This window comes from uncultured Polaribacter sp. (assembly GCF_947495205.1).
Classification (GTDB): domain Bacteria; phylum Bacteroidota; class Bacteroidia; order Flavobacteriales; family Flavobacteriaceae; genus Polaribacter.
The window spans coordinates 54,144-69,037 of the sequence record NZ_CANLXV010000008.1 but is presented as its reverse complement, the minus strand read 5'-3'; the positions used below and the strand labels follow the sequence as shown (position 1 = coordinate 69,037).

At 31.1% G+C, this 14,894-nt stretch carries 13 protein-coding genes; 12 read left to right on the top strand and 1 reads right to left on the bottom strand.

Annotation, left to right across the window (positions count from 1 at the left end):
• Position 1: 1 nt before the first annotated feature.
• The gene (locus Q0762_RS09265) at positions 2 to 766 is read right to left on the bottom strand and encodes an alpha/beta hydrolase (RefSeq protein WP_298766244.1); all 765 of its coding nucleotides are present in this window, start codon (positions 764 to 766) and stop codon (positions 2 to 4) included.
• 207 nt (positions 767 to 973) lie between these two features.
• Here Q0762_RS09265 and mraZ point away from each other — a divergent pair, with 207 nt between their 5' ends.
• The 12 genes from mraZ (at position 974) to ftsA (ending at position 14,860) form a co-directional block, all read left to right on the top strand.
• Positions 974 to 1,441, top strand: a complete 468-nt coding sequence (gene mraZ / locus Q0762_RS09260; RefSeq protein ID WP_298766242.1) for a division/cell wall cluster transcriptional repressor MraZ — start codon at positions 974 to 976, stop codon at positions 1,439 to 1,441.
• Positions 1,428 to 2,345, top strand: coding sequence for a 16S rRNA (cytosine(1402)-N(4))-methyltransferase RsmH (rsmH, locus tag Q0762_RS09255; RefSeq protein WP_298766240.1), 918 nt, complete (start codon positions 1,428 to 1,430; stop codon positions 2,343 to 2,345). The genes mraZ and rsmH overlap by 14 nt, the downstream gene beginning before the upstream one ends.
• A gap of 26 nt (positions 2,346 to 2,371) precedes the next feature.
• A complete protein-coding gene (locus Q0762_RS09250) occupies positions 2,372 to 2,701 on the top strand; it encodes an FtsL-like putative cell division protein (protein ID WP_298766238.1) in 330 nt (109 codons plus the stop codon).
• A 56-nt stretch (positions 2,702 to 2,757) separates the two neighbouring features.
• Positions 2,758 to 4,725 (top strand): penicillin-binding protein, encoded by a 1,968-nt coding sequence (locus Q0762_RS09245; protein ID WP_298766421.1) that lies wholly within the window; start codon positions 2,758 to 2,760, stop codon positions 4,723 to 4,725.
• A 3-nt stretch (positions 4,726 to 4,728) separates the two neighbouring features.
• Positions 4,729 to 6,192: a UDP-N-acetylmuramoyl-L-alanyl-D-glutamate--2,6-diaminopimelate ligase gene (locus Q0762_RS09240; protein WP_298766236.1), complete on the top strand. Its 1,464-nt coding sequence runs from the start codon at positions 4,729 to 4,731 to the stop codon at positions 6,190 to 6,192.
• A 7-nt stretch (positions 6,193 to 6,199) separates the two neighbouring features.
• Positions 6,200 to 7,426: a phospho-N-acetylmuramoyl-pentapeptide-transferase gene (mraY, locus tag Q0762_RS09235; RefSeq protein ID WP_298766234.1), complete on the top strand. Its 1,227-nt coding sequence runs from the start codon at positions 6,200 to 6,202 to the stop codon at positions 7,424 to 7,426.
• A gap of 1 nt (position 7,427) precedes the next feature.
• The gene (murD, locus tag Q0762_RS09230; RefSeq protein WP_298766232.1) at positions 7,428 to 8,762 is read left to right on the top strand and encodes a UDP-N-acetylmuramoyl-L-alanine--D-glutamate ligase; all 1,335 of its coding nucleotides are present in this window, start codon (positions 7,428 to 7,430) and stop codon (positions 8,760 to 8,762) included.
• Positions 8,763 to 8,892: 130 nt separating this feature from the next.
• On the top strand, positions 8,893 to 10,077 hold the full coding sequence (locus tag Q0762_RS09225; protein WP_298766230.1) for an FtsW/RodA/SpoVE family cell cycle protein: 1,185 nt from the start codon (positions 8,893 to 8,895) through the stop codon (positions 10,075 to 10,077).
• A 71-nt stretch (positions 10,078 to 10,148) separates the two neighbouring features.
• On the top strand, positions 10,149 to 11,243 hold the full coding sequence (gene murG, locus Q0762_RS09220; RefSeq protein ID WP_298766228.1) for an undecaprenyldiphospho-muramoylpentapeptide beta-N-acetylglucosaminyltransferase: 1,095 nt from the start codon (positions 10,149 to 10,151) through the stop codon (positions 11,241 to 11,243).
• A gap of 205 nt (positions 11,244 to 11,448) precedes the next feature.
• Positions 11,449 to 12,792 (top strand): UDP-N-acetylmuramate--L-alanine ligase, encoded by a 1,344-nt coding sequence (murC, locus tag Q0762_RS09215; RefSeq protein WP_298766226.1) that lies wholly within the window; start codon positions 11,449 to 11,451, stop codon positions 12,790 to 12,792.
• Positions 12,782 to 13,507: a cell division protein FtsQ gene (locus Q0762_RS09210; RefSeq protein ID WP_298766224.1), complete on the top strand. Its 726-nt coding sequence runs from the start codon at positions 12,782 to 12,784 to the stop codon at positions 13,505 to 13,507. Before murC ends, Q0762_RS09210 begins: the two co-directional genes overlap by 11 nt.
• A 6-nt stretch (positions 13,508 to 13,513) precedes the next feature.
• Positions 13,514 to 14,860 (top strand): cell division protein FtsA, encoded by a 1,347-nt coding sequence (gene ftsA / locus Q0762_RS09205; protein WP_298766222.1) that lies wholly within the window; start codon positions 13,514 to 13,516, stop codon positions 14,858 to 14,860.
• Positions 14,861 to 14,894: the final 34 nt, after the last annotated feature.

Sequence of the window (14,894 nt, the reverse complement as noted above, 5' to 3'; positions counted from 1 at the left end):
TTTAAAAATTTCGGTCCGTAAGCCATTGGTGAAGTATTCCATTGAATTCTTCTGGCTTTTCCATCATTGCTGCATGTCCACACTCATCAATCCAAAATAAATTAGAATCTGGTAAAAGTTTATCAAAATCAACAGCAACATTTGGCGGTGTAACACCATCTTGTTTACCCCAAATAATACAAGTAGGTTGTTTCATATCTGGCAAGTCATTTGCCATATTGTGTCTAATTGCGCTTTTTGCAATAGCTAATGTTCTTATTACTGCATTTCTATCATTTACAATTTTAAAAACGTCGTCTACCAATTCTTTAGTTGCAATTTTTGGGTCATAAAAAACATTTCTAGTTTTTTCTTCAATATACTCATAGTTTCCTCGTTTAGGAAAACTATCTCCCATTGCATTTTCATACAAACCAGAGCTACCAGTTAAAACCAAAGCTCTTACTTTTTCTGGATAATGTTTGGTAAAATAAAGCCCAATATGGCCTCCTAAAGAATTACCTACAATTATTGCGTTTTCTAGTTTTTTAAATTCCATAAACTCTTTTAAAAACTTTGCCATGTTTTTAACATTCGTTTTTATAAGAGATAAAGAGTATAAAGGTAATTCTGGGATAAGTACTTGATAACCATTATTAGAGAAATGATTAAAAGTAGCTTCAAAGTTACTTAAAGCACCCATAAGCCCATGTAAAACAACAATTGCTGGTCCTTCGCCAGATTGTGCATATGTAAATTTCCCTTCAGTTTTTAACTTATCAGTCATTTTTCAAATCGTTTTACTTAGGCGCAAATGTAACCCTTTTTTATAACATATTTCATTTTTCTGTAAACGACTCTGATTCATTTTTTTAGCCGATAAATATTCCTCTGAGTGCACAAAAGGGAAATATTTATTAACAATGTGGTAAAAAGTGGTAAAAAGTGGTAAAATTTATATATTTTTGAAGTTGTTAACCGTTTCATAAATAAAGTGATAAACCTAATTGGTACATATGAATGTAAAGCAGATGCTAAAGGTAGAGTGATGTTCTCATCAGCTTTAAAAAAGCAATTGCAACCAATTTTAAATGAGGGTTTTGTAGTTAAAAGAGCTGTTTTTCAACCTTGTTTAGAATTGTACTCTATGGAAGAATGGAATTTGTTGATGGCTAAATTAAACAAGCTAAATAAATTCAAAAAAAAGAACAACGATTTTATTAGAAGGTTTACAGCAGGTGTTAAAATTGTAGAATTTGATGCTGTAGGAAGAATTTTAATTCCAAAAGATTTGTGTGAAATGGCAGGTATTAAAAAACAGGTAGTATTGTCTTCTGCTGTTAATATTATAGAAATTTGGGATAAAGAACGCTATGAAAAAGCAATTAATGATGCAACGGAAGATTTTGCAGATTTGGCTGAAGAAGTAATGGGAAATACAGATTTCGATGAGTTATCATAATCCGGTTTTGTTAAATGAAAGTGTAGATGCATTGGCTATAAAAGCCGATGGTGTTTATGTAGATGTTACGTTTGGTGGAGGAGGGCATTCTAAAGAAATTCTAAAAAGATTAGGGGTTAATGGAAGGTTGTTTGGTTTTGATCAAGATCCAGATGCTTTGGAAAATGTAATTGATGATGAACGTTTTACTTTAATTCCAGAGAATTTTAGGTACATCACAAGGTTTTTAAGGTTTCATGGAGTTAGAAAGGTAGATGGTGTTCTGGCAGATTTAGGTGTTTCGTCTCATCAGTTTGATGAGGCTGAAAGAGGTTTTTCTATTCGTTTTGATGGTGATTTAGATATGCGAATGAATCAAAAATCTAAGGTTTCTGCTCAGGAAATTATTAATAATTATTCTGAAGAAAAATTAGCAGATATTCTGTTTTTGTACGGAGAATTAAGAAACTCTAGAAATATAGCCAAAACAATAGTAGAAAAAAGACAAGAGGCTAAAATAACAACTAGTTTTCAGTTAAAAGAAGTGTTAAAAAGGTATTTGCCAAAGGCGAAAGAACATAAAATATTAGCTCAAATTTTTCAAGCTATACGTATAGAAGTGAACGAAGAGCTAGAAGTTTTAAAGGAATTTCTTGAGCAGATGCCAAATTTATTAAAAGAAGAAGGGCGTTTAAGTGTAATCTCTTACCACTCTTTAGAAGATAGGTTGGTAAAACGATTTATTAGAACAGGAATGTTTAGTGGTGAGCCTGAAAAAGATTTTTTTGGAAACACAAAAGAGCCATTACAAAAAGTTGGAAAGTTAATAATACCTACCCCGCAGGAAATTAACACAAACAATAGAGCTCGTAGTGCTAAATTAAGAATAGCAACGCTTAAAAAAGATAAGGCTAGAGTAAAATAGCACTATTTTATTTAATTTTTTTTGGTATGTCTAAAGTTAAACAAGGTATTTACAGTTTTTTAAGAGGTAGTTTTCTTACAGATGAGTTTGCGCTTAAAAACTGGAAAATTATCTTTTTTGTAGTGTTTCTTCTTTTGGTTATGATAACAAGTTCGCATAATGCAGATAAAAAAGTTATTAAAATAGCCGAATTAAATAAATTAAAAAGAGAGTTAAGGGCACAATATGTAGATACAGGTACCACTTTAATGCAAATAAAAATGGAGTCTAGTATTAGAAAAAAAGCAAAGGAAGTAGGTTTGGCACCTTCAAAAACTCCACCAAAAAAAATAAAAGTAACCTTAAATAGAAAATAAAATTGGCAATTCAGAAAAAAAACATAGTAACTAAATTCTACCTCGTGGCAGTTTTTATGGCGTTGTTTTTAGCTGCCATTATTTTTAAGGTATTGCACTTGCAGTATGTTCAAGGAGATAAATATAGAGAGTTGGCGGTAGATTTAACAATAAGGCAAGATACGATTTACGCAAATAAAGGAAATGTATATGCTGCAGATGGTAATTTGCTAGCAACTTCTATGTCTAAGTTTACTATTTATATGGATTTGGTTACAGTAGATGGGCAGGTTTTTGAAGATAATATAGTGGCGCTTTCTAATGAGCTTTCGCAATTATTGGGTAAGTCTTCAAGTTATCATCAAAAAAGATTAAGAAACGCAAAAAATAAAAAAAGACGCTATTATTTAATTGCTAGAAATATTGGATATACAGATTATTTAAAAATGAAAAAATTCCCAATCTTTAATTTGGGTGTTTATAAAGGTGGTTTTATTGCAAAACATAGAACAGAAAGAGCACATCCTATTGGTAGAATTGCAGAAAGAACAATAGGTTATGACGATTTTAGAGGTGAAGCCGGTATAGAAGGTGCTTTTTCAGATTATATGAAAGGTCAAAACGGATTGCGTTGGGAACAAAAAATTGCAAAAAACCAATGGAAACCAATTAGTGATTTTAATGAAAAAGAACCTGTTGATGGCCATGATATAATTACTACAATAGATGTTAATATTCAAGATGTTACACATCATGCTTTAATAAATCAACTAGAAAAATTTGAAGCAGATCACGGTTGTGCAGTTGTAATGGAAACAGCTACAGGAGAAATTAAAGCAATTTCTAATTTGGGTAGAAATAGCAAGAAAACGGGCTATTACGAAAAGAGAAATTATGCGGTTTGGGAAAGTCATGAGCCAGGTTCTACAATTAAACTAGCTAGTTTAATGGCGGTTTTAGATGATGGAAAAATAGATACTGCTACAGTTGTAGATACAGAAAAAGGTAGAATTTTTATACACGGCAGAAAGGTAGAAGATTCTCATAGAGGTGGTTATGGTAAAATTTCTGCTGCAAGAGTTTTTGAAGTATCATCTAACGTGGGTATTGTAAAGTTAGTTAGAAAGTATTATGATCATCAACCAAAAAAATTTATAGAAAAACTAGCAGATTATGGTTTTACAAAACCTATTGGTTTTCAAATTAAAGGAGAAGGAAAACCTTTTGTTCCAAATCCGGCAGATAAAAAAGGTTGGAATAAGATTTCTTTAGAATGGATGTCTTGGGGTTATGGTATTTCTGTTACACCAATGCAAACTTTAATGTTTTATAACGCGGTTGCTAATAACGGTGTTATGGTAAAGCCACGTTTTATTAAAGAACTAAGAAGGCAAGATAAAACAGAAAAAGTTTTTGAAACAGAAATTGTAAATCCAAAAATAGCTTCTGATGAAACTTTAAAAAAGATAAGAAAAGTAATGGAAAATGTGGTAGTTAAAGGTACTGCAGATAATATTTATTCGCCCAACTTTTCTATGGCTGGTAAAACAGGAACTGCTAAAAAGTTTTTACCTAGGCATAAGGATGAAAATGGAAATACAGTTGCTGCAGGGTATTCAAACAAACATTATGTAGCTTCTTTTGCAGGTTTTTTTCCTGCGGATAAACCCCAATACTCTTGTATTGTTGTAATTCATGATCCTAAAAAAGAAAAAGGATATTATGGTGCAACAGTTGCTGGACCTGTTTTTAAGGAAATTGCACAGAAAATTTACACCACTACGCCAATAGATAATCAGTCGGTTAAAGATAAAATCAATTTTGAAGAAATAGATAAAGCATATGTAAAATACGATGCTTTTTTAAGAAAAAACTACACTAAAATTCCAAGTGTAAAAGGAATGTCTGGTATGGATGCTTTATCATTATTGGAAAATTTAGGATTAAAAGTTAAAATTTCTGGTGTGGGAAAAGTAATGCATCAATCTTTAAAAAAAGGAGAAAGGTTAGTAAAAGGAAAAACGATTACACTAAAATTATCATAGTTTTTGAAGAGTTTACAAGACATATTATATAAGGTTGCAATTAACAAGGTATTTGGTAATACAAGTATTAAGGTAAAGTGTATTGTTTTCGATTCTAGAAAAGTTGAAAGCAATAGTGTATTTGTGGCGCAAAAAGGAGTTACTGTAAATGGGCATCATTACATAGAAAAAGCAATTAATTTAGGTGCAACTGCTATTATTTGCGAAGATTTTCCTGAAGAAAAAAAAGAAGGTATTACGTATGTGCAAGTAAGTAATGCTAATGTTGCTTTGGCAATTATGGCTTCTAATTTTTATAATAATCCTTCAGCTAAATTGCCTTTGGTTGGTGTAACTGGTACAAACGGTAAAACTACGATAGCTTCTTTATTGTATCAATTATTTAAAAAAGCAGGTTATAAAGTTGGTTTGTTGTCTACAGTAAAAGTAATGGTAGACAAAACAGCGTTTAAAGCAACCCATACTACGCCAGATTCTATTGCAATTAATAGTTATTTAGATAAAATGATTGATGCAGGTGTAGATTTTTGTTTTATGGAAGTGAGCTCTCATGGAATTCACCAAAAGAGAACAGAAGGCTTAACTTTTTCTGGCGGAATTTTTACCAACCTTTCTCATGATCATTTAGATTATCACGAAACTTTTGTGGAATACAGAAATGTAAAAAAAGAGTTTTTTGATAGTTTACCAAAAAATGCTTTTGCATTAACCAATATAGATGATAAAAATGGCAACTATATGTTGCAAAATACCAAAGCTAAAAAATACAGCTATGCTTTAAAAACATTAGCAGATTTTAAGGCCAAAATATTAGAAAAGCAATTGTCTGGCACCTTAATATCTGTTGATGGAACTGAGGTTTGGACTAAGTTAATTGGTGTTTTTAACATCTACAACTTAACAGCAATAATAGCAACTGCAGAATTGTTAGGTTTAGAAAGATTAGAAGTTTTAACCATTATTAGTCAGTTAGAAAGTGTTAGTGGGCGTTTTGAATATGTGGTTTCAGAAGCTGGTGTTACTGCAATTGTAGATTATGCACACACACCAGACGCTTTAAAAAATGTTTTAGAAACCGTAAATGATATTAGAACCAATAATGAAAAACTAATTACAGTTGTAGGTTGTGGTGGAGATCGTGATAAGATGAAAAGACCAAAAATGGCTCATATTGCATCGCAATTAAGTACACAAGCTATTTTTACTTCAGATAACCCAAGAACGGAAAATCCGCAAACTATTTTGGATGAAATGGAAGTAGGAGTTGCTGCAGAAAACTACAAAAAAACAATTACGGTTTTAGATAGAAAACAAGCTATAAAAACGGCTTGTAAATTTTCTGAAACTGGAGATATTATATTAATCGCAGGTAAAGGGCACGAGAATTATCAAGAAATAAATGGTGTAAGAACACATTTTGATGATTTAGAAGAGGTTAAAAACTGTTTCAATCAATTAAAAAAATAAATCGAACATGCTGTATTATTTATTTCAATATTTAGAGAGTCAGTTTAGTTTTCCTGGGGCAAGTGTGTTTCAATTTATCACATTTAGAGCTGCAGCTGCTTTTATTTTATCCTTATTAATTTCTGCAATTTTCGGGAAAAGAATCATCAACTTTTTAAGAAATCAGCAAGTAGGTGAAACCGTTAGAGATTTAGGTTTAGATGGGCAAATACAAAAGGCAGGTACACCTACAATGGGTGGTATTATAATCATATTGGCAACTTTAATTCCGGCTGTTTTATTAGCAAAATTAGATAATATTTATATAATTATTCTCTTAATTACCACGGTGTGGATGGGTTTAATTGGTTTTTTAGACGATTATATTAAAGTATTTAAAAAAGATAAAGACGGTTTAAGCGGCAAATTTAAAGTTTTAGGTCAAGTTGGTTTGGGTATTTTTGTAGGAACAATGCTTTATTTTAATGAAGATGTAACTATAAAAGAACAGTTGCCAAAAGATCAACAAGTTTTACAGACAAATGGTAAAATTAAGGTATTTGGAGAGGCTCATAAATCTACAAAAACAACAGTTCCTTTTTTTAAGGATAATGAATTAGATTATTCTAAAGCGCTAAGTTTTCTAGGATATGGTTATGAAAAATATGGATGGATTGTTTTCATTTTTATTGTTGTTTTTATTGTAACAGGTATTTCTAATGGTGCCAATTTAACAGATGGTATAGATGGTTTAGCAGCAGGTTCTTCTGCTATTATGGTGGTAACATTAGGTGTTTTTGCCTGGGTTTCTGGGAACATTATTTTTGCAGATTATTTAGATGTAATGTACATACCTAATTCTGGTGAAATGACTGTTTTTATCTTGGCTTTTGCAGGAGCTTTAATTGGGTTTTTATGGTACAATACCTATCCAGCACAAGTTTTTATGGGAGATACTGGAAGTTTAACCATTGGAGGAATTATAGCAGTTATAGCCATTGCCATTAGAAAAGAGTTGTTGTTGCCAATCTTAGCAGGAATTTTTGTGGTAGAAAACTTATCTGTAATCCTACAAGTGTCTTGGTTTAAATATACCAAAAAGAAATTTGGCGCGGGAAGAAGAATTTTTAAAATGTCTCCTTTGCATCATCATTATCAAAAGTTAAGTTACCACGAAAGTAAAATTGTTACCCGTTTTTGGATTGTTGGTATTTTATTGGCAGTGTTAACTATAGTAACCTTAAAATTAAGATAAGGTGAAAAGATTAGTAATACTTGGTGGAGGAGAAAGTGGAGTAGGAACTGCACTTCTTGGAAAGCAAAAAGGATACAATGTTTTTGTTTCTGATAAAAATGGAATTGCAGAAAAGTATAAAGAAGTTCTTTTACATCATAAGATTGAATTTGAGGAAAAAAGTCATACAGAAAGTAAGATTTTTAATGCAGATTTGGTAATGAAAAGCCCAGGAATACCAGATAACGTTCCTTTGGTTTTACAATTGAAAGAGAAGGGTATACCTGTAATTTCTGAAATAGAATTTGCAGCAAAATATACCAATGCAACTTTGGTAGGTATAACAGGTTCAAATGGTAAAACTACAACAACATTACTAACGCATCACATTTTAAAAAATGCCGATTTAAATGTTGGTGTAGCAGGAAATATTGGCGATAGTTTTGCAGCTAAAATCGCAACAGAAACATTTGAGAACTATGTTTTAGAATTAAGTAGTTTTCAGTTAGATGGTGTGGTAGATTTTAATCCGCGCATTGCTATTTTAACAAATATAACGCCAGATCATTTAGATAGGTATGATTACGATTTTGAAAAATACATAGCATCAAAATTTAGAATTACAAAAAATCAAACAGCATCAGATTATTTAATTTATGATGCAGATAACGAAGCAATAAATACTTGGTTGTCAAAGAATACAGTAAAGGCAAAATTGGTTCCTTTTTCAATAGAAAAAAAATTAGAATACGGAGCATTTTTAGAAAACAATACAATAACAATCAACATAAATAAAGAAATATTTTATATGCCATTATCTACACTAACAGTAAAAGGAAAGCACAATGTAAAAAATGCCATGGCAGCAACAATGGCAGCACAATTATTAAAAGTAAGAAAAGAATCTATAAAAGAAAGTTTAGCAAATTTTGAAGGTGTAGAACATCGTTTAGAAAATGTTGCAAAAATCAGAGAGGTTTCTTATATAAACGATTCTAAAGCTACCAATGTAAATGCTACTTTTTATGCTTTAGAATGCATGGATAAACAAACCGTTTGGATTGTTGGTGGTGTTGATAAAGGTAATGATTATAATGATTTGTTGCCTTTGGTAAGAGAAAAAGTAAAAGCCATAGTTTGTTTAGGTTTAGATAATGATAAAATTAAAAACACTTTTGGTAATGTTGTAGATGTTATTGTAGAAACTGCGGGTGCAGAAGAAGCGGTTAAGGTTTCGCATAAAATTGCAGAAAAAGGAGATGCAGTTCTATTATCACCAGCTTGTGCAAGTTTCGATTTGTTTGAAAATTATGAAGATAGAGGGCGTCAGTTTAAAAAGGCAGTAAGAGGTTTGTAATCTTGAACTTAACCAAGCATTGCCAAGGTGAAGGTTGAGTAATTTAAAAGGAAGTTAATAGTAAAAACAGTAACAGAAACGTAAAAAAAACAATAATGTTTCTCTTCTTCAGAGAACATAATAGTAATAAATGAGTAAAATATTTCAACATATAAAAGGAGATAGAGCTATTTGGGCAATAGTTGCAGCATTGGCTATATTTTCTTTTATGCCTGTATATAGTGCAAGTACAAACTTGGTGTATGTAGTAGGTAATGGATCTACTTTTGGGCATTTAATAAAACACGCAACTTTATTGCTTTTTGGTTTTTTAATTATTTATGGTGTGCATAGAATTCCTTATCGCTATTTTTCTGGAGGTTCTGCTATAATGTTACCTGTTGTTTTTATTTTATTAATAGTTACACTAGCTCAAGGTACAACAATTGGTGGGGCAAATGCTAGTAGATGGATTAGAATTGGTGGTGTTGGTTTTCAAACATCAACATTAGCAGGTTTGGTACTAATGGTTTATGTAGCCAGATATTTGGCTAAAAATAAAGAAAAACCAATTCTATTTAAAGAAAGTTTATTGCAACTTTGGTTGCCTGTAGGGTTAATATTAATCGTAATTTTACCGGCAAATTTTTCTACGACAGCCATTATTTTTATGATGGTTTTAGTATTGTGTTTTATTGGAGGTTATCCATTAAAATACATCAGTTTTATTTTGGGTGCAGGTATTGTTGCATTGTTGTTTTTTGTTTTAATAGCAAAAGCTTTTCCAGATGCAATGCCAAATCGTGTGCAAACATGGCAAAGTAGAATAGAAAGTTTTTCTAAAGAAGGAAGTAAAGAAGCATACCAAGTAGAAAAAGCTAAAATAGCCATTGCCACGGGTGGTACTTTTGGTGTTGGTCCTGGTAAAAGTGTACAAAAGAATTTTTTACCACAATCTTCATCAGATTTTATATATGCCATTATTGTAGAAGAATTTGGCTTATTTGGTGGTGTAGTTTTAATTTTGGTATATTTTTTATTGCTTTTTAGAGTATTTGTGGTACTTAAAAAAACCACAACTATTTTTGGAACTTTATTAGTAATAGGCGCTGGTTTGCCAATTGTATTTCAGGCAACCATAAATATGGCTGTAGCTACAAACTTGTTTCCAGTTACCGGCCAAACATTGCCATTGGTAAGCAGTGGTGGTACTTCTATTTGGATGACTTGTATTGCATTAGGAATGATTTTAAGTGTTAGTGCTTCTAAAGAAGAAACCGAAGAAGATATTTTAGATGATAACCCTTTAGATATTTTGCATGAAACAATTGATTAACAATTTAGATTGGAAAAGCGAAATTGTTTTGATTGTCGCATACATCCATAACAACAAATAGAAAAGTCTGTATGAAACAATCGATCAACATACTTATTTCAGGCGGAGGAACAGGAGGGCATATTTATCCTGCAATTGCAATTGCAAACGAAATAAAAGTACGTTTTCCAAATGCGAATTTTTTATTTGTAGGTGCAAAAGATAAAATGGAAATGGAAAAAGTACCACAAGCTGGTTATAAAATTAAAGGTTTGTGGATTTCTGGAATTCAAAGAAAATTATCAGTAGATAACCTTTCTTTTCCGTTTAAATTGATGAGTAGTTTGTGGAATGCATCTAAAATTATAAAAAAATTTAAACCACATGTAGCTATTGGTACAGGTGGTTTTGCAAGCGGGCCAACGCTAATAATGGCAAATAGAAAGGGAATACCAACGTTAATACAAGAGCAAAACTCGTACCCAGGAATTACCAATAAATTGTTGAGTAAAAAGGCAGGTAAAATTTGTGTAGCTTATGATAATTTAGAGCGTTTTTTTCCAAAAGAGAAAATACGAAAAACAGGTAATCCTGTGCGTCAAGATTTGTTAACTATTTATAGTAAAACAAGTGAAGCTAAAAGCTTTTTTAATTTAAATGCTGATAAAAAAACGGTATTGGTTATTGGTGGAAGTTTAGGTGCAAGAAAAGTAAATCAATTAATTGAAAATAATTTAGATTTTTTTAAAAATCAAGAAGTAGAGGTGCTTTGGCAATGTGGTAAATTTTATATTGATGATTATAAAAAGTATAACAGTTTAGAAAACGTGCAAGTACATCAGTTTTTAAACAGAATGGATTTGGCTTATGCATGTGCAGATATTATAATTTCTAGAGCTGGGGCAAGTTCTGTGTCAGAATTGTGCATTGTGGGTAAACCCGTAATTTTTATTCCATCGCCAAACGTGGCAGAAGATCATCAAACTAAAAATGCGAAATCTATAGCAGATAAACATGCAGCATTGTTGTTAAAAGAAAACGAGTTGAATACATTCCCAATTGTTTTTGAAACCTTATTAAAAGATGAAGGAAAACAACAAAGTTTATCAGAAAATATAAAGGAATTGGCATTGCCAAGTGCAACTAAAGATATTGTAGATGAAGTAGAAAAAATCATGCTTCAATAATTATTTCAAAGGAAAGAAAAACCTTAAGAAATTGAATTGTGGCAAAGTGAAGTGTAAAGAAAGATAATAATTAAAATAGTATATCATAGTCGTAACAATAAGTAAATCTTTCTAGTAAAAATTTAGGATAAAAATAAAAGTGAATAAAAATAACCAACATATACATAAGAGTAATCAAATCCTTTCTTCAAGCAAGAATTTAGGCTTGGTATGGAATTCAATTTACTTTATTGGTATTGGAGGAATTGGGATGAGTGCTATTGCACGTTATTTTATTTCAATTGGAAAAACAGTTGCTGGCTATGATAAAACACCTTCTAAAATTACAGAAGAATTACAAAAGTTAGGCGTTTCAATTCATTTTGAAGATTTTATTAAAAATATTCCTATTTCATGCCTAAATAAAGAGAAAACACTTGTGGTATATACGCCTGCAATACCAGAGAACAATGTTGAATACAATTACTTTTTAGATCATAATTTTACGGTTTTAAAAAGGGCAGATGTTTTAGGGGCAATCACAAAAAATACATTTTGTTTGGCTGTTGCAGGTACACACGGAAAAACAACAACATCAGCTATTTTAGGCCATATTATGTTGGTAGAAAACGCAACTTCATTTTTAGGTGGAATTGCAGAAAATTATAATTCAAACTTAATTTTAGGAGCAGATCAGGTTAGTGTTGTAGAGGCAGATGAGTTTGATCGTTCTTTTTTAAAGCTAAGTCCAGACATTGCATGTGTAACCTCTATGGATGCAGATCATTTAGATATCTATAAAAATTCAGCCGCATTAAATTCTTCTTTTACAGAATTTGCAAACAAAGTAACACATACTTTGGTTGTTGCCAAAGGAGTTCCATTAAATGGGTTAACCTACGCTATGGAAGAAACGGCAGATTATGTAGCACAAAATCTTAGAATAGAAAACGGAACTTATATTTTTGATGTAAAAACACCAACAAATTCAATTAAAGATATTGTTTTTAATTTGCCAGGAAAACACAATGTAATGAATGCTTTAGCGGCCTTAGCTATGGCAGATGTTTATGGGGTAGATTTAAAAATAATTAAAGAGCGTTTGCAAAGTTTTAAAGGCGTAAAACGAAGGTTTTCGTATAAAATAAAAACAAATAATTTTGTTTTAATTGATGATTATGCGCATCATCCTACAGAAATAAATGCTGTAGAGAATTCGGTAAGAGAAATGTATCCAAATAAAAAAGTTTTGGTGGTTTTTCAACCGCATTTGTTTAGTAGAACAAAAGATTTTATGGAAGATTTTGCACAAGCTTTAACTAAGTTTGATTCGGTTTTATTGTTAGATATTTATCCGGCTAGAGAGTTACCAATTCCAGGAATAAACGCTACTTTATTGTTAGATAAAATTGAGAATAAGCAGAAGAAATTAACAAAAAAAGAAAATTTAATAAAAGATATTAAAAATTCGGGTTTAAGTGTAGTAGTAATGTTGGGTGCAGGAGATATTGGAGTGCTTGTAAATAAAGTATCAGAATCATTTTTAAATACAAATATAAATGCAGTTTAAGAGGTGGATTAAATATTTGTTTTTACTAGTTTTAATGGGTGTTTTAGGCTTTTTGTATAGCTTTACAACTGTTAGAAATAGCAATAGAAAAGTAACAGATATTCAGGTTAAATTTATAGAAGGAAACAATAATTTTTTAACACATGATATGGTTGATAAATTGTTAATACAAAATGAAGAAACTGTTAGAAATCAAGCAAAATCTAAGTTAGATTTATACAAATTAGAGAAGAAGGTAATTGAAAACCCTTATGTAGAAGAATCTGCTGTTTTTTTAACCATAGATGGGGCATTAAAAACAACGGTAAAGCAACGTACACCAATTGCTAGAATTTTAGCAGAAAACGATACCTATTATATTGATAAATATGGCGTAAAGATTCCCTTATCAAATAATTTTTCAGCAAGAGTTTTACTAGTAACAGCGCTTAAAAATAATAAAGAGATAAAACTTGTATTGCCATTAATATCTAAAATAATAAATGACGAGTTTTTAAAAAAAGAAATTGTAGGTATAGAGAAATCTTCTGAAGGTAATTATAGGTTTGCTGTAAGAAGTGGAAATTATAAAATTGAATTTGGAAAACTTGAAGAATTAGAAGTGAAATTTAAAAAATTAAAAGCATTTTATAATACCACTTTTAAAGATAAAAAAATACAAGAGTATAAATTGATTAATGTAAAATATCACAACCAAGTTGTGTGCACAAAATAAATCAAAATGGAAAACAATAAAATAGCTGTTGGTTTAGATATTGGTACAACTAAAATTGTAGCCATGATTGGTCGTAAAAATGAATACGATAAAATTGAGGTTGTAGGTATTGGTAAAGCAAAAAGCTTAGGTGTAAAACGTGGCGTGGTAAGTAATATTACACAAACCATTCAATCTATTCAGCAAGCTGTGGAAGAGGCAGAAAGTGTTTCTGGCCATAAAATAGAAGACGTTGTTGTGGGTATTGCTGGCCAGCATATTCGTAGTTTACATCATTCAGATTATATAACTAGAGATAATGCAGACGAGGTTATAGATGATTCTGATATAGAAGATTTAGTAAATCAAGTGCACAAATTGGTAATGTTACCAGGTGAAGAAATTATACATGTTTTACCACAAGAATTTAAAGTAGATTCTCAAGCAGATATTAAAGAGCCAATTGGTATGTATGGTGGCCGTTTAGAAGCCAATTTCCATGTAGTAGTTGGGCAAGTTTCTTCAATTAGAAATATTGGTCGTTGTGTTAAAAGTGCAGGCCTAGATTTAAGTGATATTACTTTAGAACCGTTAGCTTCTGCATCTGCAGTATTAAGTCAAGAAGAAAAAGAAGCGGGTGTTGCTTTAATAGATATAGGAGGCGGAACAACAGATTTAGCAATTTTTAAAGATGGTATTATAAGACATACAGCTGTAATTCCTTTTGGCGGAAACGTAATCACAGACGATATTAAAGAAGGTTGTTCGATTATAGAAAAGCAAGCAGAGTTGTTAAAAGTAAAATTTGGTTCTGCATGGCCTGGTGAAAATAAAGAAACAGAAATAGTTTCTATACCAGGTTTAAGAGGTAGAGAGCCAAAAGAAATTACCCTTAAAAATTTATCTAAAATTATACATGCTAGAGTTCAAGAAATTATAGAGCATGTGTATTTAGAAATAAAAAATTATGGCCACGAAACCCAAAAACGTAAATTAATAGCGGGTATTGTGTTAACAGGAGGTGGTTCTCAATTAAAGCATTTACGTCAATTAGTAGAATACATTACAGGTATGGATGCTAGAATAGGTTTTCCTAATGAACATTTAGCCGGAGATTCAGATGATATTTTATCTAGCCCTTCTTATGCTACCGCAGTTGGTTTATTAATGCAAGGTTTACATAAAGATCAAAAAGAAGTAGAGGTTCAAGAAGAAGTCATAGAAGATGTGGTGCCAGAAAATCAAGTAGTTGAAAATATCCCAGAACCAGAAGAAATTGCAGAGCCCGTAAAGGAAGAAAAACCTAAGAAGAAAAAGTCTTTTTTTGAAAAATTTACAGAAGGTCTTAAAGATTTTTTAGATAATGCAGAGTAATATAGTTAGTCATTTTTTAGTAACTCGTTTACTT

What these genes read in the sequence shown, in the direction of transcription:
- Q0762_RS09265 (WP_298766244.1), bottom strand. Translation starts at nt 766, where the DNA reads ATGACTGATAAGTTAAAAACTGAAGGGAAATTTACATATGCACAATCT.
- Q0762_RS09210 (WP_298766224.1), top strand. Translation starts at nt 12,782, where the DNA reads ATGCAGTTTAAGAGGTGGATTAAATATTTGTTTTTACTAGTTTTAATG.
- ftsA (WP_298766222.1), top strand. Translation starts at nt 13,514, where the DNA reads ATGGAAAACAATAAAATAGCTGTTGGTTTAGATATTGGTACAACTAAA.
- murG (WP_298766228.1), top strand. Translation starts at nt 10,149, where the DNA reads ATGAAACAATCGATCAACATACTTATTTCAGGCGGAGGAACAGGAGGG.
- Q0762_RS09250 (WP_298766238.1), top strand. Translation starts at nt 2,372, where the DNA reads ATGTCTAAAGTTAAACAAGGTATTTACAGTTTTTTAAGAGGTAGTTTT.
- Q0762_RS09245 (WP_298766421.1), top strand. Translation starts at nt 2,758, where the DNA reads ATGGCGTTGTTTTTAGCTGCCATTATTTTTAAGGTATTGCACTTGCAG.
- rsmH (WP_298766240.1), top strand. Translation starts at nt 1,428, where the DNA reads ATGAGTTATCATAATCCGGTTTTGTTAAATGAAAGTGTAGATGCATTG.
- Q0762_RS09225 (WP_298766230.1), top strand. Translation starts at nt 8,893, where the DNA reads ATGAGTAAAATATTTCAACATATAAAAGGAGATAGAGCTATTTGGGCA.
- mraY (WP_298766234.1), top strand. Translation starts at nt 6,200, where the DNA reads ATGCTGTATTATTTATTTCAATATTTAGAGAGTCAGTTTAGTTTTCCT.